This is a genomic window from Streptomyces sp. NPDC000410 (assembly GCF_040300305.1).
In the GTDB taxonomy this organism is placed as follows: Bacteria; Actinomycetota; Actinomycetes; order Streptomycetales; family Streptomycetaceae; genus Streptomyces.
Genome location: NZ_JBEPDM010000017.1, coordinates 72553 through 98855 on the forward strand (window position 1 = coordinate 72553; position 26303 = coordinate 98855).

Genomic DNA, 26303 nt, shown 5'->3' on the forward strand with positions numbered 1-26303 from the left:
GCATCCACTCGTCACGTCGTGGCGGGCAGCCGCAGCGTGACGGCGGTCTGGAGCAGCTCCGGCCCGGTCCAGGCGGACCGCTGCCCCGCGTACGGCGTGCCGAAGACGGTGGTGCCGAGCAGGTGCTGCTTGCGCGTGCCCTCGGGGGCCGTGACGGGGACCGCGACTCCGGACGGGGCCTGGACGGTGACCGTGGTGCCGATGCGGTACGCCGTGACCTTGCCGCCCGCGAGCGCCTGCTGCCAGGCGGCGCGGCGGTTCAGCTCCGTGCCGACCTCGCGATGGCGCGGGTTCACGAGCGGGGTGCTGTCGGCGAACAGGGCACGGTAGTCGGCGAGCACCCGGTCGAGGACGGGGTAGAGGATGCGCTCCTCGGCGAGGTTGGACTGGTGGACGTAGTGGGGGCGCGGGTCACCGGCGATGACATGGCCGAGGGCGGTCCTGACCTCCTGCGGCACGATGTGCGTCGCGTATCCGGTGGCCGGGTCCAGGGGCGCGGGGAGGCAGGTGGACGCCGGGTTCGTCTCGCAGATTCCGCTGCCGCCGTCGGCCTTCGAGGTGTAGATCCAGTTGTACTCGTCGGCCATCTCGGCGGCCGTGCCCGTGTTGTAGTACACGTTCATCGGGTGGCGCGGGACGGTGCGGGCGGTGCCGACGGAACGCTGCTGCGGGTCGCGCGAGTTGTCGCTGGCGATCCAGGTGACCCCGGTGTCGGCGAGCGCTCCCGCCAGGTTCGGGTTGTCGTCGGGCTGCTGCGGCAGGACGCGCAGGCCCGAGTGCTCGCCGGTGACGAGTTCGGTGCGGTCGACCGGGAGGCCGTTACGGACGGCCCAGTTGTGGTTGTCGCGGATCTGGGCTGCGATCTCGGCGCGGCTCATGTACCGCGTCGTGCCGTCGGCGTTCTTGGCGCACCGCCAGGGCACGACCGAGACGTCCTGGACACAGCCCAGGAAGGGGTGGGTGTAGGTGTGGTTGACCCAGCGGTACTGCGCCTTGTCGGCGAGGAGCTGGGCGGCGAGCGGGTCGCTGCCTCCGTGCTCGGCCTTCCACTCCTCGCCCGCGCCCGCGTTGTGGACCATGTCGAGGGTGAAGCCCGCGGAGCGCTGCCAGGCGGCGGCGTAACGGGCGTCGTCGGCGGTCATCCGGATGTCGGGGGTCTGTTCGCCGCCGGGGCCCGCGCAGTCGATGTCGCCGGGGGTGCAGTTGCGCTCGGTGTCCCAGCGGGCGTCGGGCGCGAAGACGTCGTCGACGTGGACGGAGAAGTAGTTGCGGCTCTGGCCGAGGTGGACGCCCTGGGTGAGCCATTCGACGATGCCGCGCGCCAGCAGCCTGAACTGCCGCTGGTGCTGGTTGTACGCGAACGTCACGACGAGCTCACGGCGCCCGTCGTGGGCGTACTCGCCGACCAGGCTGGCCCGGCCGCCCGTGTCCGGGACGGGGGCGTCGACGTAGCTGGTGAAGCCCTCGCGCGGGCGGCCCAGATAGCCGTAACTCTCACCGACCGTCGGCGCGTTGTCCTCGAAGGTGAGCGCCCCGTCGAGGTACCCGAAGGGGCCCGAGCGGCCCGCCGGGGTCACGGCGGCCGCGGCGCCGTCGAGCGTCCCTGCCCAGCCGCCGTCGCTCGTGTAGTCGAGCCCGACGCCGGGATGCGCCCAGGTGTACGCGTCGACCTGGCGGATGCCGAAGGTCTTCTCGTACGCGACGAGGGCGGCCTGCTCGGCGGCGCCCGTGGGGTCGGTCCCGAACGGCGCCTCGTTCGGGAGCACCACGCCCTGGTACTTGGCGCGCGGACGGCCGCTCACGGTGTCGCTCAGGAACCCCGGGGTGATCTGCGGGCGGCCCGGGTCGTCCAGGTCGACGACGCTGTACGGGACGCCGGTGCCGCGCAGCTCGGAGGTGACCGCGGCAACCGACTCCCCACCGTCGTCGACGACGAGGACCTTCAGGTCGATCCGCGGCACCGGCGCGGCGGCCGTGGCCGGCACGGCGGGAAGCACCGCCGCCAGCAGCGCGGAAGCGGTGAGCGCGACCACGGCGGTGCCGCGCCCGGCGGGTCTGCGCGTACCGCGGCGGCGCGTGAGCGGGCGCGCGTCAGGACTGAATGCGTTGGCCATCGTTTCCCCCCTCGGAACCTCCCGGGAGAATCCGCGGAGGATCTGTGGAAATCATGCAAAGCAACGTCTTGTTGGCTTGCTCAATTGGTCCGAGTGTGACGCAGGACTCACTGCCTGTTCGGTCATCGTGTCGAAGACACCACTGATGGGTGAATCTCGGCTGCCCTGAGCGAACACGGCAGTCGCGCGTAGGCTCGGGTCAGGCGCGCCGGACCGCCCGCCTTACGATGCGCCGGGCGGCCGACCCCACCTCTTTCGGCCATGGAACTCAACGGAAGCGAGATTTCACCACCGTGACTGCTCTCACTCTCAGCACTGCCGGCGCTGCGACGGTGCGCGCCGACGCGATCGTCGTCGGTGTGGCGAAGGGCGCCAAGGGCCCGGTCGTCGCCGCCGGCGCCGAGGCCGTGGACAAGGCGTTCGACGGAAAGCTCGCCTCCGTCCTGGAGACGCTCGGCGCCGGCGGTGCCGAGGGCGAGGTGACCAAGCTGCCCGCGCCGTCGGGGCTGAAGGCACCGGTCGTGGTCGCGGTCGGCCTCGGCGCGGCACCCGAAAAGGACGAGGCGTACACGGCGGAGTCGCTGCGGCGCGCCGCCGGGTCCGCCGCACGGGCGCTGTCCGGGACGAAGAAGGCCGCGTTCGCCCTGCCGATCGAGGCCGCCGAGGACGCCGAGGCGATCGCGGAGGGCGCGCTGCTGGGCGCGTACGCCTTCACCGCGTACCAGAACACGAACGCCAAGGGCGGTAAGGACGGCAAGGACGGGAACGGCGGCAGGAAGCAGCCGCTGGCCGAGGTCGCCCTGCTGGGCACCAAGCCGCGCGACAAGGCGTTCAAGGCCGCGGCCGAGCGGTCGATCGCGCTGACCGAGGAGCTCAACCGGGCCCGCGACCTGGTCAACACCCCGCCGAACGACCTCTACCCGGAGTCGTTCGCCGCCGTCGCCACCGCCGCCGGCAAGGAGCACGGCATCAAGGTGCAGGTGCTCGACGAGAAGGCGCTCGAGAAGGGCGGCTACGGCGGCATCCTGGGCGTCGGCCAGGGCGCGGCCAACGGCCCGCGGCTGGTCCGGCTCGGGTACACGCATCCCAAGGCCGAGAAGACCCTCGCCTTCATCGGCAAGGGCATCACCTACGACTCGGGCGGCATCTCCCTGAAGCCGGCCGGTCACAACGAGACGATGAAGTGCGACATGAGCGGCGCCGCCGCGGTGTTCGCCGCGGTCGTCACGGCCGCCCGGCTCGGCCTGGAGGTGAACGTCACCGGCTGGCTCGCGCTCGCCGAGAACATGCCGTCGGGCACCGCCACCCGCCCCGGTGACGTCCTGCGCATGTACAGCGGCAAGACGGTGGAGGTGCTCAACACCGACGCCGAGGGCCGGCTGGTGCTCGCCGACGCGCTCACCAAGGCGTCGGAGGAGAACCCGGACGCGATCGTGGACGTGGCGACCCTGACCGGAGCGATGGTGCTGGCGCTGGGCCACCGCCGGTTCGGGATCATGGCGAACGACGACGCGTTTCGTACGACCATCCATGAGCTCGCGGAGGAGGCCGGCGAGGACTCCTGGCCGATGCCGCTCCCGTCGGACCTGCGCAAGGGCATGGACTCGCCGACCGCCGACATCGCCAACATGGGCGAGCGGATGGGCGGCGGCCTGGTGGCCGGCCTGTTCCTGAAGGAGTTCGTCGGCGAGGGCATCACCTGGGCCCACCTCGACATCGCCGGGCCCGCCTTCCACGAGGGCGCGCCGTTCGGCTACACCCCGAAGGGCGGCACGGGTTCCGCGGTCCGGACGCTGGTCAAGCTGGCCGAACGCACGGCGTCGGGCGACCTGGGCTGACGCGCAGGACCGCGCGGGGGGCGGGGCGGGGGCGGGGTACCGCCCGTTCCGCCCCGGCCCGGCGGGGCCCCGGAGCGTGGGGCCCCGCGCCGCGTGCTGTCAGCAGATCTCAGGAATATCAGCAGGTCTCAGGAATAGTCGCGGTCGCGCAACCGTTCGCCTTCGACGAAATCCGTAGGTTCATACGGGTCGGTAACCGCCGGGGACGACGGAACCGCCGTCCCAGACCCCGGCCCCGCGTCCCGCCTCCCGTCAACAAGTGCGAAGATGGGTTCTCGGCAGGACAGGGCCCCCACCACAGGGCCGAAGATAAGCGGCCGAACACCAGCCGCCGCCCGGTCATGCTCGACCGGCGCCCGGCGCACATGCATGGAGGACGTGACGTGGCGAACGACGCCAGCACCGTTTTCGACCTAGTGATCCTCGGCGGTGGTAGCGGTGGTTACGCCGCGGCCCTGCGCGGAGCGCAGCTGGGCCTGGACGTCGCCCTGATCGAGAAGGACAAGGTCGGCGGCACCTGCCTGCACCGTGGATGCATCCCCACCAAGGCCCTGCTGCACGCCGGCGAGATCGCCGACCAGGCCCGCGAGAGCGAGCAGTTCGGCGTCAAGGCCACCTTCGAGGGCATCGACGTCCCCGCTGTACACAAGTACAAGGACGAGGTGATCTCCGGGCTCTACAAGGGTCTGCAGGGTCTGATCGCCTCCCGCAAGGTGACGTACATCGAGGGCGAGGGCCGGCTGTCCTCGCCGACCTCCGTCGACGTCAACGGTCAGCGCATCCAGGGCCGCCACGTCCTCCTCGCGACGGGATCCGTACCGAAGTCCCTGCCGGGTCTGACCATCGACGGAAACCGCATCATCTCCTCGGACCACGCCCTGGTCCTGGACCGCGTCCCGCAGTCCGCGATCGTGCTGGGCGGCGGCGTCATCGGCGTCGAGTTCGCGTCCGCGTGGAAGTCCTTCGGCACCGACGTCACGATCATCGAGGCCCTGAAGCACCTCGTCCCGGTCGAGGACGAGAACAGCTCGAAGCTGCTCGAGCGGGCCTTCCGCAAGCGCGGCATCAAGTTCAACCTCGGCACCTTCTTCGAGAAGGCCGAGTACACGGAGAACGGCGTCCGCGTCACCCTCGCCGACGGCAAGACCTTCGAGGCCGAGGTGCTCCTGGTGGCCGTCGGCCGCGGCCCGGTCTCGCAGGGCCTGGGCTACGAGGAGGCCGGGGTCGCCATGGACCGCGGCTACGTCCTCGTGGACGAGTACATGCAGACCAACGTTCCGACCATCTCCGCCGTCGGCGACCTCGTCCCGACCCTCCAGCTCGCGCACGTCGGGTTCGCCGAGGGCATCCTGGTCGCCGAGCGCCTGGCCGGTCTGAAGCCCGTCCCGGTCGACTACGACGGTGTGCCGCGGGTGACGTACTGCCACCCCGAGGTCGCCTCCGTCGGTGTCACCGAGGCCAAGGCCAAGGAGATCTACGGCGCGGACAAGGTCGTCGCTCTGAAGTACAACCTCGCGGGCAACGGCAAGAGCAAGATCCTGAAGACCGCGGGTGAGATCAAGCTCGTCCAGGTCAAGGACGGCGCCGTGGTCGGCGTTCACATGGTCGGTGACCGTATGGGCGAGCAGGTCGGCGAGGCGCAGCTGATCTACAACTGGGAGGCCCTGCCGGCCGAGGTCGCGCAGCTCATCCACGCGCACCCGACGCAGAACGAGGCGCTCGGCGAGGCGCACCTCGCTCTGGCGGGCAAGCCGCTGCACGCCCACGACTAGTTCTGGGCATCCGGGGATCCGCACCCCGGACAGCGCAGTAACGGGCGCGACGACCACTACCGCACATTCGTAAGGAGCAACCGAAACCATGCCGGTTTCCGTAACCCTTCCGGCGCTCGGAGAGAGCGTCACCGAGGGCACCGTCACTCGCTGGCTGAAGGCCGAGGGCGAGCGCGTCGAGGCCGACGAGCCGCTGCTCGAGGTCTCGACCGACAAGGTCGACACCGAGATCCCCGCCCCGGCGTCCGGTGTCCTCGCTTCCATCAAGGTGGCCGAGGACGAGACCGTCGAGGTCGGCGCCGAGCTGGCGATCATCGATGACGGCACGGGCGCGCCCGCTGCCGCCCCGGCCCCGGCGGCTGCCGAGGCCCCCGCGGCTCCGGCCGCCCCGGCCGCGGCCCCCGCCGCCGAGGCCGCCCCCGCGGCTCCGGCCCCCGCCGCCGCCCCCGCCGCTCCGGCCGGTGGCGCCTCCGGCACCGACGTCGTCCTGCCCGCGCTGGGCGAGTCGGTCACCGAGGGCACCGTCACCCGCTGGCTGAAGGAGGTCGGCGAGGAGGTCGCGGAGGACGAGCCGCTGCTCGAGGTCTCCACGGACAAGGTCGACACCGAGATCCCCGCGCCGGTCGCCGGCGTGCTGCTGGAGATCGTCGTCGGCGAGGACGAGACCGCCGAGGTCGGCGCGAAGCTCGCCGTGATCGGCGCCCCCGGTGCCGCTCCGGCTGCTCCGGCAGCCCCCGCCGCCGCGGCTCCGGCCCCTGCTGCGGCTCCGGCCGCTGCCCCGGCCGCGCCTGCCACCCCGGCGGCTCCGGCCGCGGCGCCCGCTCCGGTCCAGGCCGCGCCTGCCGCTGCCGCCCCGGCACCGGCCGCCGTTCCCGCCCCGGTGGCTCCCGCCGCCCCGGCCGCCCCGGCTCCGTCGGTCGCGGACGAGGGTGCGTACGTCACCCCGCTGGTGCGCAAGCTCGCCTCCGAGAGCGGTGTGGACCTGTCCACGGTCAAGGGCACCGGCGTCGGTGGCCGTATCCGTAAGCAGGACGTCATCGCCGCCGCGGAGGCCGCCAAGGCCGCCGCCGCTGCCCCGGCTCCCGCCGCTGCCGCCGCCGCTCCGGCCGCCGCCGCGAAGGCCCCCGCCCTGGAGGTCTCCCCGCTGCGTGGCCAGACGGTCAAGATGACGCGCATGCGCAAGGTCATCGGCGACAACATGATGAAGGCGCTGCACGGCCAGGCCCAGCTGACCTCGGTCGTCGAGGTCGACATCACCAAGCTGATGCGACTGCGCGCCAAGGCGAAGGACTCCTTCGCCGCCCGCGAGGGCGTCAAGCTGTCCCCGATGCCGTTCTTCGTGAAGGCGGCGGCCCAGGCGCTGAAGGCCTACCCGGTCGTCAACGCCCGGATCAACGAGGACGAGGGCACCATCACCTACTTCGACACGGAGAACATCGGCATCGCCGTGGACTCCGAGAAGGGCTTGATGACCCCGGTCATCAAGGGTGCGGGCGACCTCAACCTGGCGGGTATCGCCAAGGCCACCGCCGACCTGGCGGGCAAGGTCCGGGCCAGCAAGATCACCCCGGACGAGCTCTCCGGCGCGACCTTCACGATCAGCAACACCGGCTCGCGCGGTGCGCTGTTCGACACGGTCATCGTGCCGCCGAACCAGGTGGGCATCCTGGGCATCGGCGCCACCGTCAAGCGTCCGGTGGTCATCAACCACCCGGAGCTGGGCGAGACGATCGCGGTCCGCGACATGACGTACCTGGCGCTCTCCTACGACCACCGACTGGTGGACGGCGCCGACGCCGCCCGTTACCTGACGGCGGTCAAGGCGATCCTGGAGGCCGGTGAGTTCGAGGTCGAGCTCGGCCTCTGAGCACACGTCTGAGCACCGCGTGTAACGCGTCTCACCAGCGGCGCCCCCGACCGGGAGTACTTCCGGGCGGGGGCGCCGCCGTATTGTCTAGAGGTCTTCTCTTCTTGAAGGAGCGCTCCATGACCGTCCCCGTCGTCCACTCGCTGCGCGATCAGATCCGCGAGCACATCGTGGAGGGCATCGTCAGCGGCCGCTGGAAGCCGGGCGAGCGGATCGTCGAGCGTCGCATCGCGACGGAGCTCGCGGTGAGCCAGACGCCCGTACGGGAGGCTCTGCGCGAGCTGGAGTCGCTGCGGCTGATCGAGTCGGCGCCCAACAAGGGTGTACGCGTACGGAATCTGACGGCGGCGGACCTGGAGGAGAGCTACCCCGTCCGGGCGGGCCTGGAGCAGATCGCGGCGGAGCTGGCCGCGGAGCGGCTGGCGGACGACTGCTCGGCGCTGGAGCCGCATGTGGCGGCGCTGTACGAGGCGGACCGGGCTGCCGACGGCACGGCCCAGGTGCGTCACACGGTGGCCTTCCACCGGGAGTTGGTGAAGGCGGCGGGGAACGGCGTGCTGCTGCACACGTGGGAGGGCCTGGGGATCGAGGTCTTCACGGCGCTGTCGATCCGGTGGCTGGGCACGAAGCAGAAGTCCTACGCGGAGGAGCACGAGGCCCTTGTCGCGGCCTTCCGCCGCCGCGACCCGCAGATCGGCCTCCTGGTCAAGGCCCACGTCCTGGGCTGCGCCCCCCGCGCGTAGCCTCCCGGGGGGACCACGGGGTACGTCGGGCCGTACGAGGCCGGTGCGTACGGGTTCCTGGGCCGCCACGGGATCCGACGAGCTCGGTACGTACGGGTTCCGGGCGCGCGGGTACGTCGGGCCCGGCCGGGTCGGTGCGTACGGGTTCCCCGGCGCGGCGCGAGTACGTCGGGCCCTACGAGGCCGGCGCGTACAGGCTCCCGGGCGCGGCCCGGGTACGTCGGGCCCGGCCGGGTCGGTGCGTACGGGTTCCCCGGCGCGGCGCGGGCCCGTCGCGCCCGTCGAGCTCGCTCCGTACGGGCTCCCGGGCGCGGCTCGGGTACGTCGGGCCCGGCCAGGCCGGTTGCTTACGGGCCCCGGGGCTCCTCCAGGCTCGACTCCTCGGCGTCGGCGGCAGAACGGCCCCCAGGTTGCGCACCCAGGTCTCCCTCCAACGCCTGCGGGGCCGACCCTGCACGGCCCCTCCGCACGGCATGCGAGGTGGCGCCCACCGCTTCGAGCCCTACGGCCGCGGCTGGACCGTGTAGCCGCCGACGGCGAGCACGCCCCACAGGAAGGCCCGCACCTGCCCCCCCCTACTCGCACGGGTGGTGCGGGTGGGAACCCCAGCCCGGCCGCAGGCCGGGCGCGCCATGCACGGACGTACAGTCGCCGACGGCGAGCAACCCTCCGCGAGGGAAGCCGCTCCCCCACCCGCACTCGGGCGTACCGCCGCCGACGGCGAGCACGTCCCACGAGGGAACCCGCCGCAGGCCAGCCGCACCCCTGCCAGAAGCCCGCCCATCCGAGCGGCCCCCCGCACGGACGTGCCACCCGCGCCCGGTATGACCCCAAATCGCACGGCACCCCGTGCCACCACCCAAGGCACCGCATGCCAACTTTCTTCAGGTTGAGAGGTTTTTCCCCTCAACCCTTTGATCGATCATCGATCAGGGACTTACAGTCGACGGCGGGCTGCACCCAGCCCGCCGCCCTGTCCTGCCAGACAAGGCCCCCTTTTTCTCCACCCCCCTCCTCTCCGGAAGGCGGCGATCATGACCGACCCCGCAGCCAGCAAGCTTCCACTTCCGAGTGAGCTCGACCAGCTCCCGGACCGTGACACCGAAGAGACCGCCGAATGGGCGGCCTCCCTCGACGCCGTCACGAAGGCTGCCGGCCCGCACCGCGCCGCGTACCTGATGCGGCGGACCCTCCAGCACGCCGAGGGTGTTGCCGGGCTGGACCTGCCCAAGCTGCTGGAGACGGACTACGTCAACACCATCCCCACCGGCGCCGAGCCCACCGTGGACGGCGACGAGGAGATGGAGCGCCGGATCACCGCCTGGAACCGCTGGAACGCGGCCGCCATGGTGAGCCGTGGCGCCAAGCACGGCGTCGGCGGTCACATCGCGACCTTCGCCTCCGCCGCGTGGCTGTACGAGACCGGCTTCAACCACTTCTTCCGCGGGAAGGAGGCCGACGGATCCGGCGACCAGCTCTACATCCAGGGCCATGCCTCCCCCGGCATCTACGCCCGCGCCTTCCTCGACGGCCGGCTCACCGAGGAGCACCTCGACAACTTCCGCCAGGAGTCGGGCGGCAAGGGCATCCCGTCCTACCCGCACCCGCGCCGGCTGCCCTGGCTCTGGGAGTTCCCGACCGTCTCCATGGGTCTCGGCCCGCTGTCCGCGATCTACCAGGCGCGGTTCAACCGCTACCTGACGAACCGCGGCATCAAGGACGTCTCCAACTCCCACGTATGGGCGTTCCTCGGCGACGGCGAGATGGACGAGCCCGAGTCGACCGCGGCACTCGCACTGGCCAGCCGCGAGGGCCTGGACAACCTGACCTTCGTCATCAACTGCAACCTGCAGCGCCTTGACGGCCCGGTCCGCGCCAACTTCAAGATCGTGCAGGAGCTGGAGGCCCAGTTCCGCGGCGCCGGCTGGAACGTCGTGAAGACCCTCTGGGGCAACGCCTGGGACGAGCTCTTCCAGCTCGACACCACCGGCGCCCTGGTCCGCCGCCTCCGTGAGGTCCCGGACGCGCAGGTCCAGACGTACCAGACGCGGGATGCCGCCTACATCCGCGAGGACTTCTTCGGCAAGGACCCGGCGCTCGTCGAGATGGCGAAGCTGCTGAGTGACGACAAGATCCTCGAGTGCTTCCACCTCTCGCGCGGTGGCCACGAGCCGCGCAAGGTGTACGCCGCGTACAAGGCCGCCCTGGAGCACAAGGGCGCCCCGACGGTGATCCTGGCCCAGACGGTCAAGGGCTTCACCCTCGGTGAGGGCTTCGCCTCCAAGAACGCGAACCACCAGATGAAGAAGCTCTCGGTGGACGAGTTCAAGACGATGCGGGATCTGCTCGGGCTGCCGATCTCCGACGCGCAGTTCGCCGACGGGAAGGTCCCCTACGGTCACCCCGGCGCCGACTCCCCCGAGGTCCGCTACCTCCAGGAGCGCCGCGCCGCCCTCGGCGGCCCGGCCCCGGCCCGGCGCGTCCACCCGGTCGGCCCGCTGCCCGCGCAGTCCGAGAAGGCCTTCGCCTCCTTCGACAAGGGCTCCGGCACCCAGTCGGTCGCGACGACCATGGCGTTCGTCCGGCTGATGAAGGACCTGATCCGGGACAAGGAGACCGGCAAGCGCTGGGTGCCGATCGTCCCCGACGAGGCCCGTACCTTCGGTATGGAGTCGCTGTTCCCGTCGCTCGGCATCTACTCGCCGAAGGGGCAGACGTACGAGCCGGTCGACCGCGACCAGCTCATGTACTACCGCGAGGCCAAGGACGGCCAGATCCTCAACGAGGGCATCACCGAGGCCGGCTCGATGGCCGACTTCATCGCCGCCTCCACGTCGTACTCGACGCACGGCGAGACGATGATCCCCTTCTACATCTTCTACTCGATGTTCGGCTGGCAGCGGACCGCCGACCAGATGTGGCAGCTCGGCGACCAGCTCGGCAAGGGCTTCCTGGTGGGTGCGACGGCCGGTCGTACCACGCTGACCGGTGAGGGCCTCCAGCACGCGGACGGCCACTCGCCGATGATCGCGGCGACGAACCCGGCGGCGCTGACGTACGACCCGGCGTTCGCGTACGAGGTCGCGGCGATCGTCAAGGACGGCCTCAGGAGGATGTACGGCGAGAACGCCGAGGACGTCTTCTACTACCTGACCGTCTACAACGAGCCGATGCCGCAGCCCGCGAAGCCGGAAGGCGTCGACGAGGGCATCGTCCGCGGTCTGTACCGCTTCAACACGGGTGAGGGCCCGGCGGACGCCCCGCGCATCCAGCTGCTCTCCTCCGGTACGGCGATCCACTGGGCGCTCGAGGCGCAGAAGCTGCTCGCCGCCGAATGGGGCGTCACGGCCGACGTGTGGTCCGCGACCTCCTGGACCGAGCTGCGCCGCGACGCGCTGGAGGCCGACGCCGCGCTGCTGCGCGGTGAGGACCGTGTTCCGTACGTACGCCAGGCGCTCGAGGGCGCCGAGGGCCCGGTGCTCGCGGTGAGCGACTACATGCGCCAGGTCCCGGACCAGATCGCCCAGTGGGTGGAGCAGGACTACACCTCGCTCGGCGCGGACGGCTTCGGCCTCTCCGACACCCGCGAGGCGGCCCGCCGCCACTTCGGCGTCGACGCCCAGTCGATCGTCGTCGCGGCCCTGGCCCAGCTCGCCCGCCGCGGCGAGGTCCCGGCCTCGGCGGTGAAGGACGCGCGCGAGCGCTACGGCCTGTAAGCCGTGTGATCATCCCTTGGGGGCCGCGCCGTAGGCGCGGCCCCCAGTGGTGTCTTCCGGAGCGCGCTCGACGGTGTCCACGCGCCCGATCGCCACGCCGAGGCTCCGCTCGATGGTGGTGAGCTGGTCCAGGATCGTCGCACGCTGCTGAAAGAGCTCGCCGACCGGCATGAACTTGCTGTCGGCCAGCAGCAGGCCCAGCAGCTCGCGGACTTTGGCCAGCGCCGCGTTGAGGGAGTCGCGCCGGTCCGTTACCGCCGCCAGCTCGCGCTCCGATTCCGAACGGATCCGGTCCGCCTTGGCGTTCGCGTCGACCACGATGTCCGTGGACTGGCGCTGCGCCGTCTCCACCGTCTGACGGGCCCGCCGCTCCGCGTCCGTACGCAGCTTCTCGGCCTCCAGCCGCAGCTGCTCGGCACGGTCCTCGATCTCCGCGAGCCGCTCCTCCGCCTTCGTCTGACGCGCCAACAGGTCCCGCGCGGACTGCTCCCGCCGCTTCGCCAGGCTCGTCTCGAAGTCGGCAGCGGCCTGCGCGGCCGCCGCCCGGGTCTCCTCGAAGAGCGCCTCCGCCACCGCGCGCGTGGACTGCGCGGCCTTCCGCGCCTCGGCGCGCAGCTCGTCCGCCTCTGCCTGGGCCTGCTCGACGATCCGTACGCTCGCGGCCTCGGCGGCGTCGCTCACCCGCAGTTCCCTCAGCCGGTCGAGCACCTCCCCGGCGGTGGCCGGCCGTGCGTCCGGCTCGCGTTCGAGCAGCTGCATGACCAGCGCGCTCAGCTCCGGTGGCAGGTCCGGGGCCAGCACGTGCGGCGGCAGCACCGTGCGTTCGGTCTGCATGTACAGCAGGGCCAGGACGTTCTCGGCGAGCAGCGGCGGCTGTCCGGTGGCCATGAAGTACAGCAGACAGCCGAGCGAGTACAGATCGGCTCTGTGGTCGACCTCCGCCGAACCCCGGGCCTGCTCCGGTGCCATGTACAGCAGGCTGCCCATCGGCACCCCGGTCCGGGTGAGGCCGCTCACCCTCACGGTGTCCCCGACGAATTTGGAGATGCCGAAGTCGAGGACCTTGATGTCGCCGTCCGCCGCGAACATGACGTTCTCGGGCTTGATGTCCCGGTGGACGATCCGCTGCCGGTGGGCGGCGTCCAGCGCCACGGCGACCTGGTGCCCCCAGCTCACGGCGTCACTCCAGTGCGGCCGTTCCTCGTGGACCGCCTGGAGCAGCGTGCGTCCGGTCAGCCGTTCCATGACCATGTAGAGCACGTGCTCGTCGTCGACCGTTCCCTCGCCGCAGTCGTGGACGGTCACCGTGTGCCGTCCCGGCAGGCTCGCGGCCGACCTGATCTCCCTGCGGAACCGGAGGAACGTCTCGTGCTCGCCCACCTGGGGAAGCGCGGTGACCAGCTTGACCGCCACCTCACGCTGCATCCGCTCGTCCTGGGCGCTCCACACCGTGCCCATTCCGCCCCGGCCCAGCCGTCCCCCCAGGCGATACCTGTCCCCGAGCAGCGTCCCCCGCATTCCAGCCCCTCCAGGTCATGGCCCGGCGTCCCACCGGTCCGGGCTGTCCCTCCAGTATGCGGGGCCGAACTTCCCTTCGAGACAACCGGGTTGCCGCCGCCCGCGCCCGCGGCGCGTCGCTGGAGGCGGTACACGCGTGCGACGCTGGAGTCATGCGCGCCGCACGCCTCATCAAGATGGTGCTCCTGCTCCAGTCCCGGCCCTCCATGACCGCCGCCGAGCTCGCGCAGGAGCTCGAAGTGTCCGAGCGGACCGTCACACGGGACGCGCTCGCCCTGTCGGAGGCCGGGGTTCCGGTGTACGCGGACCGGGGGCGGGCCGGAGGCTACCGGCTCGTCGGCGGGTACCGGACGCGGCTGACCGGGCTGGGCAGGAGCGAGGCGGAGGCGCTGTTCCTGTCCGGGCTGCCCGGGGCGCTGCGCGAGATGGGGCTGGAGGACGCCGGGTCGGCGGCGCGGCTGAAGGTGTCGGCGGCGCTGCTGCCGTCGCTGAGGGACGCGTCGCGGTCGGCGGCGCAGCGGTTCCATCTGGACGCACCGGGCTGGTACCAGGAGCCCCGGACCCCCGCGCTGCTGCCCACGGTCGCCGAGGCGGTGTGGGACGACCGGGTCGTCACCGCCCGCTATCGGGACGCCGAACGGGAGCTGGAGCCGTACGGGCTCGTCCTGAAGGCCGGGGTCTGGTACCTGTGCGCCCGCGCCGACGGCAGGTCCTTCCGGGTCTACCGCATCGACCGCTTCGGTGCCGTCGGCCTCACCGAGACCCGTTTCGAGCGGGACGAGTCCTTCGATCTGCCCGCCTTCTGGGAGGAGCGCGCCGCGCAGTTCGCCCGCTCGCTGCTGCGCGCCGAGGTGACGATCCGCCTGTCACCGGAGGGCGCCCGGAGGCTGCCGTACGCGACGGACCGCGCCGCCGCGCACGAGGCGCTGGAGGCGGCGGGGCCGCCGGACGGGCGGGGACGCGTCACGGTGTCCCTGCCGGTCGAGTCCGAGGAGGTCGCGTACGCCCAACTCCTCGGGCTCGGGCCGGAGGTGGAGATCCTGGAGCCGCCCGCCCTGCGGAAGCGGTTCGTGGAGGCCGCCGCCGGTATGCGTGCGCTGTACGACTGAGCGTCAGCGGTACTCGTCCGCCGTGGCCTCCTTGCCCCCGTGGACGACGTCCTCGAAGTAGGCCCACGCGTCCGGCCTGCTGCCGTCCGCGTCCGTGAAGCCGTACTCCTTGGCGAGCTGTCCGCTGGACAGGGACTGCCCGTTCCAGCGCGCCCGCTCCGGGTCGGCGGCGAGGGCGGCCACGGCCCGGCCCACGTAGACGGGGGATTCGGCGATGGCGAAGTGCGGCTCGGCGGTGATCGCGTCGCGCCAGTTCTCCTCCCGTACGCCGAAGTGCTCCAGCATCTGTTCGGAGCGGAGGAAGCCGGGGGTGACGCAGACCGCCGTGCCCGCGGCGCTCCTGAGATCCTCGCCGAGTGCGAAGGCCATGCGGATCGGGGCGTTCTTGGTGAGGTCGTAGTAGAAGTTCTCGCGGAAGCGCCGGTTGGACCCGGCCGTGCCGTCGGTGACCTCGACGACGAGACCGCCGGGGTTGCGTACGAGCAGGGGCAGGGCGCAGCTGCTGGTGATGACGTGGGTGCGGACACCGAGTTCCAGCATGCGCAGTCCGCCGTCGAGGTCGGTGTCCCACATCTTGGTGCCGAAGACGACGAGGTGCTCGCCGCCCCACACGTCGTTGACGAGGATGTCGAGCCGGCCGTGGTCCCGGTCGACGCGTGCGACGAGCGTGCGGACCTGCTCGACCTCCAGATGGTCGGTGGGTACGGCGATGCCGGTGCCGCCCGCCTCGGTGACGAGCTCGGCGGTCTCCTCGATCGTTTCCGTCGCCCGGCCGACCTCGCTGATGTGTTCCCTCGTCGTGCGTCCGGTCACATAGACCGTCGCGCCCGCCGCGCCCAGTTGTACGGCGATGGCGCGGCCCGCGCCCCGTGTCGCGCCCGCGACCAGCGCGATCTTCCCTTGCAGTGCCCTGTCGGTCGTCATGATGCGACCGTCCCACCGAAAGGCGACATCTTCTGTCCGCATTTTTGAAACCGAGCATTTCCGTGGCTCCACGTGCGCGGCCCCTCGCCAACCCCGATGCTTGTGCCGTGATGGACGAGACGGAGTTCTGGGAGATCATCGACAGCACCCGCGAGGCCGCCGAGGGCGACCCCGAGGACCACGCCGATCTGCTGGTCGAACGGCTGTTGCAGCTCGATCCCGACTCCGTGCTGGACTTCGCGCGGCACTTCGAGGCGCGCTACAACCGCGCGTACCGCTGGGATCTGTGGGGTGCGGCGGCGGTGCTGCTCGGCGGGGCGAGCGATGACGCGTTCGACTACTTCCGCTGCTGGCTGATCGGCCAGGGCCGGGAGGTCTTCGAGGGGGCGGTGCACGATCCGGACGCCCTCGCCGATCTCCTGAACGACTTCGACGAGGAGATCGACGGGGACGGGGAGGAGCTGGGGTACGCGGCGGACGAGGCGTACGAGCAGCTCACCGGGGTGGTCGCGCCCGATCTGGGGATCCCGTCACAGACGACGGAGCCGGAGGGCACACCGTTCGACTTCGACGACGACGGGGCGCTGGCCGGGCGGTTTCCCCGGCTGTGGGAGCGCTTCGGCATCTAGGACTGGCGGCCGCGGTCCCTGTCGTTTCGACGGGGACCGCAGCGGCAGGGGCGTCAGAAGTGCGTTCCGCCGTCGATGCGGATCTCGGTGCCCGTGATGAAGGCGCCGTCCTCGGAGCCGAGCATGGCGACGACACCCGCGACGGTGTCGGGGCTGGCGAAACCGGCGCCGATGGCGGGCGCGAGCTTCATGAAGAGCGACATGTCGGCGTCCTCGGGCAGGCCCGGGCCGTTGCCGCTGGTCATGTCGGAGGAGATGGAGCCGGGCGCGACGGAGACCGCGCGCAGGCCCTGCTTGCTGTACTCGCTCGCGATGGCGTGGGTCATCGACTGGATGCCGCCCTTGCTCGCCGCGTACGCCGACATATAGGGGTGCGCGAAGGTCGCGGAGGTGGAGGAGAAGTTGACGACGACCGGCTTGTCGCCCGCCAGGAGCGCCGGGAGGGACTCGCGGATCATCAGGAAGGTGCCGGTGAGGTTCACCGCGATGATCTTGTTGAAGAGGTCGAGCGAGGTCTTGTGGGTGTGCTCGGAGCGGAGGATTCCGGCCGCGTTGACGAGGACGTCGAGGCCGCCGAGGGTCTCGACGGCGGCGGCGACGCCCGCACGGACCGCGGCCTCGTCGGAGATGTCCAGCAGCGCCGTGGTGAGGCGGGCCGCGGTGCCGTCGGCGGCGGCCTTGGCGAAGGTCGACTTCAGGCCCTCCTCGTTGACGTCGACGCCCACGACATGGCCGCCCTCGGCGAGGATCCGGTGCACGGTGGCCTGGCCGATGCCGGAGCCGGCGCCGCTGATGAGTACGCGGCGGCCTGCGTAGCGATTCATGTTCGTGTCTCCACTCGTCGTCGTTCTCGGTGGGCACACCGTACGCCTAGATGGCACGTTTTGCCACAGTGGCGATTCGTGCCTACAGACAGTGGCTGGGCGTACGCTTCCTCCGGTGAGCACCCATTCGCCGTCCCTGACCGAACGCCGCAAGGCCGCGACCCAACTCGACATCGCGCGCGCCGCCGCCGAGCTGTTCGCCGAGCGCGGCCCGGACGGCACCACGGCCGAGGAGATCGCCCACCGCGCCGGGGTCGCGCTGCGCACCTTCTACCGCTACTTCCGCAACAAGCAGGACGCCGTGGCCCCGCTGCTCGCGGGCGGCGCGGCGCGCTGGCGGGAGCTGCTGGCGGCCGCCGAGCCGGGCACGACCGTGCCGGAGGCGTTGGAGCGGTCCATCGCCGAGGCGCTGTCCGGCCAGGGGGACGACGCGGCGGAGGGCCTGCGCTGGACGCGCGGCCTGCTGCGCGCCGCGGCGGCCGACCCGGCCCTGCGCGCCGTCTGGTACCGGGTGAACCAGGAGTCCGAGGAGCAGTTGCTGCCCGTCCTGGCCGTGCTCGCGGGCCCGTCCGCGGACCCCCTGGAACTCCGCCTCGCCGCGGCGGCGGCCACGGACGCGATCCGCGTGGCCCTGGAGGCGTGGTCCGAGACGGACGCCCCGGTCTCGGGGGGCCCCGGCGCCCCGGCCGGGCTCGCGGTGCGGTGTCTGCGTGAACTGATGGGCGGGATGCGGCCGTTGACGGGTGGGGCCGAGCGCCCGGCCGGGTGAACGGGCCGGTGGGTCCGCACGGTGTGCGCCCAGGAACGCCGGCGGGAGGGCGCGGCCTACGGCCTACCGGGTGAGCGAGCGGCCCATCAGTACGTCGTCGACGTACCGCCCGGCCAGGAAGAACTCGCCGGGCAGGACGCCCTCGACGGCGTATCCCTCTGACTCGTACAGCTTGCGGGCGGGTGTGTTGTGGCCGAGCACGCGCAGGGTGATCCGGACGGCGCCCTGCCGCCGCGCCTCGTCGGCCGCCGCCCGCAGCAGCGCCCGGCCCAGCCCCTGCCCGCGCGCCCAGCCGGCCACGACGAGGCCCTGGATCTGGCGGACGTGCTGGTTGCAGGCGAGCGGGGTGGGCACCTCCAGCCGGATGTAGCCGGCGATCCGCCCGTCCCCGTCGCCGTCGCCGCCCCTGCCCTCCGCGACCAGATAGCCGCCGGGCGTGTGGCGCTCGTCGAAGAACGGCTGGTACGGCGGCAGCGGACGCGGCTGCACGGCGTGCAACGTCGACCAGGTGGCCACATCCAGCTCGCGCAGGGCGTCGTCGTCGGCGGGGCGTGCGGGGCGTATGCGCGGCTCGGGCATGGCCGACACTCTGCCACGCGCCCCGCCCTCCCGGGCAGCACGGCTCCCCCTCAGGACAGCGCGCGACACGTGCGGCACGACCGGGAGACCGCCATCCGGCTGCTCTTCCGCTGATACGGCGCACCCGATGCGGCAGGATGAGCCGTATGCGGATCGCGATCACCGGTTCGACCGGGCTCATCGGTACGGCCCTCGTACGCGCCCTGCGCACGGACGGGAACGACGTCGTCCGCCTGGTGCGGCGGCCCCCGCGCGCGGAGGACGAGGTGGAGTGGGACCCCGCGCGGCAGTACGTGGACACGGCGGGACTCATCGGCTGCGAGGCCGTCGTCCACCTGGCGGGCGCGGGCGTGGGCGAGCATCGCTGGACGGAGGCGTACAAGAAGGAGATCCGGGACAGCCGGGTGCTCGGTACGGCCACGATCGCCTCGGCCGTCGCCTCGCTGGACACGCCGCCGCGCGTGCTGGTCTGCGGCACCGCGATCGGCTACTACGGCGACACCGGCGACCGGGCCGTGGACGAGAGCGCCCCGGCCGGCTCCGGCTTCCTGCCGTCGGTCTGCGTGGACTGGGAGGCCGCGGCGGCCCCGGCCGAGGCCGCGGGCATCCGGGTGGCGTTCGCCCGTACGGGCCTGGTGGTGGCGCACGAGGGCGGGGCGTGGGGCCGGCTCTTCCCCATCTTCAAGGCCGGGCTCGGCGGCCGGCTCGGCAACGGCCGTCAGTTCTGGAGCTTCATCGCCCTGCACGACGAGGTCGAGGCGATCCGCCACATCATCGAAACCCCCGCCCTGTCCGGTCCGGTGAACCTGACGGCCCCCGTCCCCCTCACCAACCGCGAGGTCACGGAGGCGATGGGCCGCGTCCTGCACCGCCCGACCCTGTTCACGGTTCCCCCGTTCGCGCTGCGGATCGCGCTCGGCGAATTCGCCGCGGACGTGCTCGGCAGCCAGCGCGTCCTGCCGAAGAAGCTCGTGGACTCGGGCTTCGGCTTCACGTACCCGTCGATCGACGCGTCGATCCGCGCGGCGACGCGCTGAGCGCTCCGGCTGATCCGGCCGAGGGCCCTGGCCGACGGACCCGCCGAGGGCTCCGGCGTTCGTGGTACCGCGAACGCACGGCGACGACACCGAACCGCCCGGGAAAAGGCCGTGGCCGGGCAAAGGCGCACAGGCGTGCGACCCCGTGCTGCCGGGCGACCGGAGTGCGCCGGTGGCGGCAGGCGGGCCGGGCGGTTTCTACTCTCCACCCGAACTTGCGGATTGCGCGGACGTGTTGGGGGCATGAGGAACCCACCAGCCGCGCCGACCTCGGGGAGGGGCACGTGCTCAGCAGCGCACGCCACGCGGACGTCGTCATCGTCGGGGCCGGTGTCGCCGGTCTGTCGGCGGCCCATCAACTGACCAGCGCGGGCGTCACGGTCACCGTGCTGGAGGCCGCCCCCGGGGTCGGGGGCCGGATGGCCACGGAGCTGGTCGACGGGTTCCGGCTCGACCGGATCGGACAGTTGCTCAACACCTCGTACCCGGAGCTCCGCCGTACCCCGGGCCTTGCCGCGCTCACCCTGCGGCCGTTCTCACCGGGTGTGCTCGTGCACAGCGAGGGCCGGTATCTCCGTGCCGGAGACATCCGGAGCGTACGGGGCACACGCGGGGCGCGGGGCGCGCTCAACGCCGCGCGCGCCCTGGCCGGCGCCCCCAGGACACCCCTGGGTGAGGCGTTCGACCAGGCCCGCCTCGCCACCGCCCTCGCCCGGCTCGCCGCCACCCCGCCCCGCCGGCTGCTGGCCCGCCCCGAACTGCCCGCGCTGGACGCCCTGTACGCGCGCGGCTTCCCCGCCCGTACGGTCAGCGGCGTCCTGCGCCCCCTGCTCGCCGCCCTCCTCTGCGACCCGGAGCTCAGCACCTCCAGCCGCGTCGCCGACCTCGTGCTCCGCGGCTTCGCCCGGGGCCGGCTGTGCGTTCCCGAGGGCGGGGCCGCCGCACTGCCCGAGCTGCTCGCGGCGTCCCTCCCGCCCGGCACCGTCCATACCGGCGTCCGCGTCACGGAGGCCTCGATCAACTCCGTCAGCACCGAGGAGCACGGGCGGTTCAGCTGCCGTTCCGTGCTGCTGGCCACCGGCGCCCGCACCGCCGCCGCCCTGCTGCCGGGCCTGCGCGTCCCGTCCTTCCGGCCGGTGACGGTCCTTCACCACACCGCGCCCACCGCGCCCTCGCGCGAGCCCGCGCTGCTGCTGGACGCCGACGGCGTCGGCCCGGTCGCGTACACCTCGGTGATGAGCGAGGTCGACCCGTCCCGCGCCCCGGACGGCCGGGCGCTGATCACCTCCGTCGTCCTCGGCCGCCCGCCCGCCGACCTGGACCGTCGCGCCCGCGCCCACCTGGCCGCCCTGTACGGCACCGCGACCGGCGACTGGGAGCTCCTCGGCCTCCACCACGACCCGGAGGCGGTCCCCGCGATGCCCCCGCCGCACGACCCCCGCCGCGCGGTCCGCCTGCTCGCGGGCCTCTACGTGTGCGGCGACCACCGCGACACCGCCACCGTCCAGGGCGCCCTGTTCTCGGGCCGCAGGGCCGCGCGGGCGGTACTGCGCGACTTCGGCATCCAGCCGGGCTACGGCGCGCTCCCGCTGGCGAGTGCCGCGGCCTGAGCCGTGTCCTCCACGTCGTCCCGTCCGCCCGGCGACGCTACGCCGAGGACACCCCCGAGCCGCCCTCCGCGCCCGTCGCGGGGGCGGGCCCTCCCTAGGTCGTGCCTTCAAAGTCCCGTCTGCCCGGCGACGCCTGGCACGATCTCCCCCGTAGCCCTACGGGCACGGGAGGTGCCCCCAGCACCAGACTCCGCCGGGCCCGCCCTCCGGGCGGACGACGCTACTTTGAAGACACTCCCCGCACATCACCCGATCGCCGCAACCCGGTCCCGATACGTCCGCACCGCCGCCGCGTCCCGGTACGGCTCCAGCCGTCGCTCGAAGTCCCGTACGTACTCGATCGCCCGCGCCGACCGCATCTCGGACGCCTGCTGCGCCGCCTCCGCGCCCAGCGCGCACGCCTGGTCCAGCTCCCCCAGCCCGAGCCGCGCGGACGCCAGCACCACCCGGCAGAACAACCGGCTGCGGGCGTACCCCGGCGCCCGTAGCTGCAGCGAGCGCTCCGCGTGCTGCACCGCCGCCCGGTACTGCTGGAGGTCGCGGTGGCAGTGCCCGAACTCGTCCGCCAGCTGCGCCTCGTCGAAGAAGCGCGCCCAGTGCGGCACGTCGTCGCCGGGCCGCGACGCCTCCAGCGCCCGTTCGGCCCGTACGAGGGAGGCCGTGCAGGCCCGGACCTCGCCGAGCACGCCGTGACCGCGTGCCTCGACCGCGTATAGCAGCGCCTGCACGACCTGGGGCGCCGACGAGCCGACGCCCTGCTGGGCGACCCGGGTGAGCTGGACCGCCTCCCGGCCGTGGCCCAGGTAGACGGCCTGGCGGGCCATGGTGACCAGCACGTACGACCCGTACGCCCGGTCCCCCGCCGCCTGCGCGAGCCTCAGCGCCTGCACGAAGTACCGCTGCGCGAGCCCGTGCGCGGCGATGTCGTACGACGTCCAGCCCGCCAGCCGGGTCAGATCGGCGGCGGCCGCGAACAGCCGCCGCCCCGTCGTCTCCCCGTAGGTCCCGCGCAGCATCGGCTCGGCCTCGTGCTCCAGATAGCGCACGAGGGCCTGACGGGCGTGCCCGCCTCCGTACGCCTGGTCGAGGGTGCGGAACAGCTCGCCGACCGAGCGCAGCGCGGCGATGTCGCCGGAGCTGACCCGCTGGCCGGGGCCGCGGTCGGTGCCGCGCTGGCGCGGCATGGAGGCGCGGCCCTGCACGGGCACCCGCACCGACCCCGGCAGGGCCTGGACGACGGCGGGGTCCATCCGCCCGACGCGTTCGTCGGCCCGTCCGATCAGCCAGTCCCGGCTGGGGACGACCAGCCCCGCCGGGGTGAACGCGATCTTCCGCAGTTCGGCGTGGCTGCCGGAGTCCTTGCGCCACAGCCCGCTCACGATGTCCACGGCCTCCTCGGGCGTGGCCGCGAATTCCAGCCCGGCGTAGACCGGCGCGCACGCGTCGAGGCCCAGGTCCTGCGCCGACAGCCGGCGCCCGAGCCGCCGGGTGAACACCTCGGCGATCAGTGCGGGTGTCGTACCGCGCGGCTGCTGCCCGCGCAGCCACCGGGTCACCGACGTCTTGTCGTACCGCAGATCGAGGCCGTGTTCGAGGCCGAGCTGATCCACCCGGCGGGCGAGCCCCGCGTTGGAGAACCCCGCTTCGGCGATGAGCGCGGCGAGCTGGCGATTGGGGGTGCGCTGCGGAGGTCGTTCCGTCATCAGCTGTGCGATCTCCTGCCTTCCGGGCCCGGGGTGCAGCCCTCGCAGCCTTGGGGTACCACCTGGGGGTCCCCTGGGGGTCCCCCCAGGCGCAGCTCTGGGGGAGCAGCTCTGGGGGAAAAGCCCTGGGGGAGGAACGGCGCGAATTTACTGGCCCATACCGACCCGACTGCCACCTTCGCCCCGCATTCATCCGATCGTGTGAGGATTGAGGGCGGCGCTGACGGGTTCGAGGCGAGTCGTAGAGTGGCCCGGGGCGCGATAGGTGCACCGTGAAAGCTTGAGGAGGGCACGACGGTGAGCGAGCTGCGATTTGTCCATCTGGGCTTCGGTGAGGACGCGGTCGAGTACCGGACGGCGTGGGACGAACAGCGCCGCGTGCACGCGGCCCGGTTCGCCGGCGAGATCTCCGACACCTGCCTGCTGCTGGAGCACCCTCCCGTCTACACGGCGGGGCGGCGTACGGCCGACAACGAGCGCCCCCTGGACGGCACCCCGGTCGTCGACGTGGACCGCGGCGGGAAGATCACCTGGCACGGCCCCGGCCAGCTCGTCGGCTACCCGATCATGCAGCTGCCCCGCCCGGTGGACGTGGTCGCGCATGTGCGGCGGCTGGAGGAGGCGCTGATCCGCACGTGTGCGGAGTTCGGCGTGGAGACCAGCCGGGTCGAGGGCCGCAGCGGTGTGTGGGTGCTGGGCGACCCGGTCGAGCAGCGTCCCGCGATCGGCGGCCTCTCGCTCGACTTCGACCCCCGGCTGAACGACGAGGAGTTCGACCCACGTCTGAACGGTCCGGAGTACGCCCCCTCCAACGCCGGCCAGCGCCGCGAGGACCGCAAGCTCGCCGCCATCGGCATCCGCGTCGCCAAGGGCGTGACGATGCACGGCTTCGCGCTGAACGTGAACCCGGACAACACCTGGTTCGACCGGATCGTGCCGTGCGGCATCCGCGACGCGGGCGTGGCCTCGCTCGCGAACGAGCTGGGCCGGGACGTGACGATCGCCGACGTCCTGCCGGTGGCCGAGAAGCATCTGCGCGACGTGCTGGAGAACGCGGACCTGAAGCCGCGCGAGATCGAACGCGAGGCCGAGCGTAAGCCCGAGCCCGAGCCGGCCGCCTGAGGAATGCGGAATGCGGATCGCTGGCCAGAGGTTGGCCAGGCGTGACGGCACCCGAAAGGGCATCCGTACAGGCATCCGTAAAGGCCTCACAAACAACGGGCGTACCCTGGTGTTCGCCGAAGAATCGAAGTGGTAGGGAGCCGGTCGTGTCCGCTGTCGCACCCGACGGACGCAAGATGCTGCGCCTGGAGGTCCGGAACAGCCAGACCCCCATCGAGCGCAAGCCCGAGTGGATCAAAACCCGGGCGAAAATGGGCCCCGAGTACAACCAGCTGCAGAAGCTCGTCAAGAGCGAGGGTCTGCACACGGTCTGCCAGGAGGCGGGCTGTCCGAACATCTTCGAATGCTGGGAGGATCGCGAGGCGACCTTCCTCATCGGCGGTGACCAGTGCACCCGGCGCTGCGACTTCTGCCAGATCGACACGGGCAAGCCGCAGGCACTCGACCGTGACGAGCCGCGCCGCGTGGGCGAGTCGGTCGTCACGATGGACCTGAACTACGCCACCATCACGGGCGTCGCACGCGACGACCTGGAGGATGGCGGCGCCTGGCTGTACGCGGAGACCGTGCGCCAGATCCACGCGCAGACGGCGGACCGCGAGGCCGGCCGGACGAAGGTCGAGCTGCTGATCCCCGACTTCAACGCGGAGCCGGACCAGCTGGCCGAGGTCTTCTCCTCGCGCCCCGAGGTGCTCGCGCACAACGTGGAGACCGTGCCGCGGATCTTCAAGCGCATCCGCCCCGGCTTCCGGTACGAGCGCTCGCTCAAGGTGATCACGGAGGCCCGCGCGGCCGGTCTCGTCACCAAGTCGAACCTGATCCTCGGCATGGGCGAGACCCGTGAGGAGGTCAGCGAGGCGCTCCAGCACCTGCACGACGCCGGCTGCGAGCTGATCACGATCACGCAGTACCTGCGGCCCTCGGTGCGCCACCACCCCGTGGAGCGCTGGGTGAAGCCGCACGAGTTCGTGGAGCTGAAGGAGGAGGCCGACGAGATCGGCTTCTCCGGTGTGATGTCCGGTCCGCTGGTCCGCTCGTCGTACCGGGCCGGCCGGCTGTTCCAGCAGGCGATGGAGCGACGCGGCGAAGTGGCCGCTACGCAGGCTGTGTGAATTCGCGCACAAGAGACTACCGGCCAGTAAAGGCCGGATGATACGCGGCTCGTACGCTCTCCGCAGGTCGGAGGACGCGTACGGGCCGCGTCAGCGTTCCGGGGCTCCGCGTAAAGGTTTCATCGGTGTTTGACCGGTCGGTCACGCCCTGGTAACACCAATCAGTGACGCTGATGGAACGCATCGCTACGGATTGCGACTCCGACGCATCGCCACATCGCCACACACATCGCCACCCCGCCGCACCGCGACAGCGACGTACCCCGTCGCCGCCGCACCGCACCCCCCACCTCATCTCACCCACTCTGAGGGAGGACCCCCGCCATGCCGGCCGCGACCCACGTACGCGCCCACGCGATCCCGTCCGTCACCGACGCACTCCGCGCCGTCGAGTCCGTCCTGCTGCGCGGCGGACAGCGCACCGCCCGCCGCAACGCCTGGACCGCGGTGCTCGAGGACCGGCGCCGCGCCAAGGACCGGGCCGAGACCCAGCACGTGCTGGAGGCCGCCCGGACCCGTTCCTCCTGAGCCACGTAAACTGCAAACATGGCGAGGAAGGAACAGGCAGAGACTGCTGCCTCTGCGAACCCCGGGCGACTCAAGCAGATCGCCCTGACCTACAAGATGACCCGGCGAGCCGACTCCAAGATCGGTCTTGTCCTCGCGGGTGTGGGAATCGTCACCTTCGGTGTCTTCCTCGCGATCGGCTTCTTGATCGGACACCCGGTCTATCTCGGCATCCTGGGCTTCTTGCTGGCCTTCCTCGCGGTGGCGATCGTCTTCGGACGCCGCGCCGAGCGTGCTGCCTTCGGGCAGATGGAAGGACAGCCGGGCGCGGCGGCCGCGGTACTCCAGAACATCGGGCGCGGCTGGAGCACGACTCCCGCGGTCGCGATGAACCGGAGCCAGGACGTCGTCCACCGGGCGGTCGGCAAGGCCGGCATCGTGCTGGTGGCCGAGGGCAACCCCAACCGGCTGAAGAGCCTGCTGGCCGCCGAGAAGAAGAAGATGGGCCGCGTGGTCGTGGACGTCCCGGTGCACGACATCATCGTCGGCAACGACGACGGCCAGGTGCCGCTCAAGAAGCTGCGGACCACCATGGTCAAGCTGCCCCGGGTACTGACCGGCCCGCAGGTGACGCAGACGAACGACCGGCTGCGCGCCATGGGCGACCTGATGAGCAACATGCCGCTGCCGAAGGGGCCGATGCCGAAGGGCATGCGGATGCCGCGCGGCGGAAAGATGCGCTGACCCCCACAGACACGAAGGGGCGCCCCGGCTTTCCGGGGCGCCCCTTCTTATGTCTTACGTCGTCAC

19 protein-coding genes and 1 pseudogene are annotated in these 26303 nt (G+C 72.0%); 14 read left to right on the forward strand and 6 right to left on the reverse strand.

What is annotated here, in order from left to right:
- Nucleotides 1–11: 11 nt before the first annotated feature.
- A complete protein-coding gene (locus ABT342_RS19190) occupies nt 12–2114 on the reverse strand; it encodes a hypothetical protein (RefSeq protein WP_351574796.1) in 2103 nt (700 codons plus the stop codon).
- A gap of 293 nt (nt 2115–2407) precedes the next feature.
- Between ABT342_RS19190 and ABT342_RS19195 the strand changes: the two genes are divergently transcribed.
- The 5 genes from ABT342_RS19195 (at nt 2408) to aceE (ending at nt 12050) form a co-directional block, all read left to right on the forward strand.
- Nucleotides 2408–3952 carry a leucyl aminopeptidase gene (locus ABT342_RS19195; RefSeq protein WP_351574799.1) on the forward strand — a complete coding sequence of 515 codons (1545 nt, stop codon included), beginning with the start codon at nt 2408–2410 and terminating at the stop codon, nt 3950–3952.
- Between the two features lie 383 nt (nt 3953–4335).
- Nucleotides 4336–5724, forward strand: a complete 1389-nt coding sequence (gene lpdA, locus ABT342_RS19200) for a dihydrolipoyl dehydrogenase (protein ID WP_351574802.1) — start codon at nt 4336–4338, stop codon at nt 5722–5724.
- Between the two features lie 88 nt (nt 5725–5812).
- Complete coding sequence (gene sucB / locus ABT342_RS19205) at nt 5813–7591, forward strand: 2-oxoglutarate dehydrogenase, E2 component, dihydrolipoamide succinyltransferase (protein ID WP_351574805.1); 1779 nt, start codon at nt 5813–5815, stop codon at nt 7589–7591.
- A gap of 119 nt (nt 7592–7710) precedes the next feature.
- On the forward strand, nt 7711–8334 hold the full coding sequence (locus ABT342_RS19210) for a GntR family transcriptional regulator (protein WP_351574807.1): 624 nt from the start codon (nt 7711–7713) through the stop codon (nt 8332–8334).
- Between the two features lie 1034 nt (nt 8335–9368).
- Nucleotides 9369–12050 (forward strand): pyruvate dehydrogenase (acetyl-transferring), homodimeric type, encoded by a 2682-nt coding sequence (aceE, locus tag ABT342_RS19215; protein ID WP_351574810.1) that lies wholly within the window; start codon nt 9369–9371, stop codon nt 12048–12050.
- A 189-nt stretch (nt 12051–12239) separates the two neighbouring features.
- Here the strand turns inward: aceE and ABT342_RS38245 are convergent.
- A pseudogene (locus ABT342_RS38245) lies at nt 12240–13568 on the reverse strand (serine/threonine-protein kinase); the annotation flags it as partial.
- Nucleotides 13569–13720: 152 nt separating this feature from the next.
- On the opposite strand from ABT342_RS38245, the gene ABT342_RS19230 reads away from it, so the two are divergent.
- Entirely contained in the window at nt 13721–14677 is a 957-nt protein-coding gene (locus ABT342_RS19230) for a helix-turn-helix transcriptional regulator (RefSeq protein ID WP_351574812.1), read from the forward strand.
- A gap of 3 nt (nt 14678–14680) precedes the next feature.
- On the opposite strand, the gene ABT342_RS19235 is transcribed toward ABT342_RS19230, so the two are convergent.
- Entirely contained in the window at nt 14681–15601 is a 921-nt protein-coding gene (locus ABT342_RS19235; protein WP_351574815.1) for an SDR family oxidoreductase, read from the reverse strand.
- Nucleotides 15602–15711: 110 nt separating this feature from the next.
- On the opposite strand from ABT342_RS19235, the gene ABT342_RS19240 reads away from it, so the two are divergent.
- Entirely contained in the window at nt 15712–16230 is a 519-nt protein-coding gene (locus ABT342_RS19240) for a DUF4240 domain-containing protein (RefSeq protein WP_351574935.1), read from the forward strand.
- A 53-nt stretch (nt 16231–16283) separates the two neighbouring features.
- Here the strand turns inward: ABT342_RS19240 and ABT342_RS19245 are convergent, their stop codons facing one another.
- On the reverse strand, nt 16284–17054 hold the full coding sequence (locus ABT342_RS19245) for an SDR family NAD(P)-dependent oxidoreductase (protein ID WP_351574818.1): 771 nt from the start codon (nt 17052–17054) through the stop codon (nt 16284–16286).
- Between the two features lie 115 nt (nt 17055–17169).
- Between ABT342_RS19245 and ABT342_RS19250 the strand changes: the two genes are divergently transcribed.
- Entirely contained in the window at nt 17170–17823 is a 654-nt protein-coding gene (locus ABT342_RS19250) for a TetR family transcriptional regulator (protein WP_351574821.1), read from the forward strand.
- A 63-nt stretch (nt 17824–17886) separates the two neighbouring features.
- Here the strand turns inward: ABT342_RS19250 and ABT342_RS19255 are convergent, their stop codons facing one another.
- Nucleotides 17887–18402 (reverse strand): GNAT family N-acetyltransferase, encoded by a 516-nt coding sequence (locus ABT342_RS19255; RefSeq protein ID WP_351574824.1) that lies wholly within the window; start codon nt 18400–18402, stop codon nt 17887–17889.
- Between the two features lie 137 nt (nt 18403–18539).
- On the opposite strand from ABT342_RS19255, the gene ABT342_RS19260 reads away from it, so the two are divergent.
- Both ABT342_RS19260 and ABT342_RS19265 read left to right on the forward strand, forming a co-directional pair.
- Nucleotides 18540–19439, forward strand: a complete 900-nt coding sequence (locus ABT342_RS19260) for a TIGR01777 family oxidoreductase (RefSeq protein ID WP_351574827.1) — start codon at nt 18540–18542, stop codon at nt 19437–19439.
- 284 nt (nt 19440–19723) lie between these two features.
- Entirely contained in the window at nt 19724–21049 is a 1326-nt protein-coding gene (locus tag ABT342_RS19265) for an NAD(P)/FAD-dependent oxidoreductase (RefSeq protein WP_351574829.1), read from the forward strand.
- 245 nt (nt 21050–21294) lie between these two features.
- On the opposite strand, the gene ABT342_RS19270 is transcribed toward ABT342_RS19265, so the two are convergent.
- Nucleotides 21295–22752, reverse strand: a complete 1458-nt coding sequence (locus tag ABT342_RS19270) for an NsdA family TPR-like regulatory protein (protein WP_351574832.1) — start codon at nt 22750–22752, stop codon at nt 21295–21297.
- A 297-nt stretch (nt 22753–23049) separates the two neighbouring features.
- Here ABT342_RS19270 and lipB point away from each other — a divergent pair, with 297 nt between their 5' ends.
- The 4 genes from lipB to ABT342_RS19290 all read left to right on the forward strand — a co-directional run bounded on the left by lipB (nt 23050) and on the right by ABT342_RS19290 (nt 26237).
- A complete protein-coding gene (gene lipB, locus ABT342_RS19275; protein ID WP_351574835.1) occupies nt 23050–23874 on the forward strand; it encodes a lipoyl(octanoyl) transferase LipB in 825 nt (274 codons plus the stop codon).
- A 146-nt stretch (nt 23875–24020) separates the two neighbouring features.
- The gene (gene lipA, locus ABT342_RS19280; RefSeq protein ID WP_351574838.1) at nt 24021–24986 is read left to right on the forward strand and encodes a lipoyl synthase; all 966 of its coding nucleotides are present in this window, start codon (nt 24021–24023) and stop codon (nt 24984–24986) included.
- Between the two features lie 324 nt (nt 24987–25310).
- Nucleotides 25311–25514 carry an SCO2195 family GlnR-regulated protein gene (locus ABT342_RS19285; RefSeq protein WP_351574841.1) on the forward strand — a complete coding sequence of 68 codons (204 nt, stop codon included), beginning with the start codon at nt 25311–25313 and terminating at the stop codon, nt 25512–25514.
- Between the two features lie 18 nt (nt 25515–25532).
- Entirely contained in the window at nt 25533–26237 is a 705-nt protein-coding gene (locus ABT342_RS19290) for a DUF4191 domain-containing protein (RefSeq protein ID WP_351574844.1), read from the forward strand.
- The last annotated feature ends 66 nt before the right edge of the window (nt 26238–26303 follow it).

Excerpts from the sequence above, each read along its gene's own strand:
- ABT342_RS19270 (WP_351574832.1), bottom strand. The coding sequence starts at position 22,752 with ATGACGGAACGACCTCCGCAGCGCACCCCCAATCGCCAGCTCGCCGCG.
- ABT342_RS19210 (WP_351574807.1), top strand. The coding sequence starts at position 7,711 with ATGACCGTCCCCGTCGTCCACTCGCTGCGCGATCAGATCCGCGAGCAC.
- ABT342_RS19230 (WP_351574812.1), top strand. The coding sequence starts at position 13,721 with ATGCGCGCCGCACGCCTCATCAAGATGGTGCTCCTGCTCCAGTCCCGG.
- ABT342_RS19290 (WP_351574844.1), top strand. The coding sequence starts at position 25,533 with ATGGCGAGGAAGGAACAGGCAGAGACTGCTGCCTCTGCGAACCCCGGG.
- ABT342_RS19285 (WP_351574841.1), top strand. The coding sequence starts at position 25,311 with ATGCCGGCCGCGACCCACGTACGCGCCCACGCGATCCCGTCCGTCACC.
- ABT342_RS19255 (WP_351574824.1), bottom strand. The coding sequence starts at position 18,402 with ATGCCCGAGCCGCGCATACGCCCCGCACGCCCCGCCGACGACGACGCC.
- ABT342_RS19245 (WP_351574818.1), bottom strand. The coding sequence starts at position 17,054 with ATGAATCGCTACGCAGGCCGCCGCGTACTCATCAGCGGCGCCGGCTCC.
- aceE (WP_351574810.1), top strand. The coding sequence starts at position 9,369 with ATGACCGACCCCGCAGCCAGCAAGCTTCCACTTCCGAGTGAGCTCGAC.
- ABT342_RS19260 (WP_351574827.1), top strand. The coding sequence starts at position 18,540 with ATGAGCCGTATGCGGATCGCGATCACCGGTTCGACCGGGCTCATCGGT.
- ABT342_RS19240 (WP_351574935.1), top strand. The coding sequence starts at position 15,712 with ATGGACGAGACGGAGTTCTGGGAGATCATCGACAGCACCCGCGAGGCC.
- sucB (WP_351574805.1), top strand. The coding sequence starts at position 5,813 with ATGCCGGTTTCCGTAACCCTTCCGGCGCTCGGAGAGAGCGTCACCGAG.
- ABT342_RS19190 (WP_351574796.1), bottom strand. The coding sequence starts at position 2,114 with ATGGCCAACGCATTCAGTCCTGACGCGCGCCCGCTCACGCGCCGCCGC.
- ABT342_RS19235 (WP_351574815.1), bottom strand. The coding sequence starts at position 15,601 with ATGACGACCGACAGGGCACTGCAAGGGAAGATCGCGCTGGTCGCGGGC.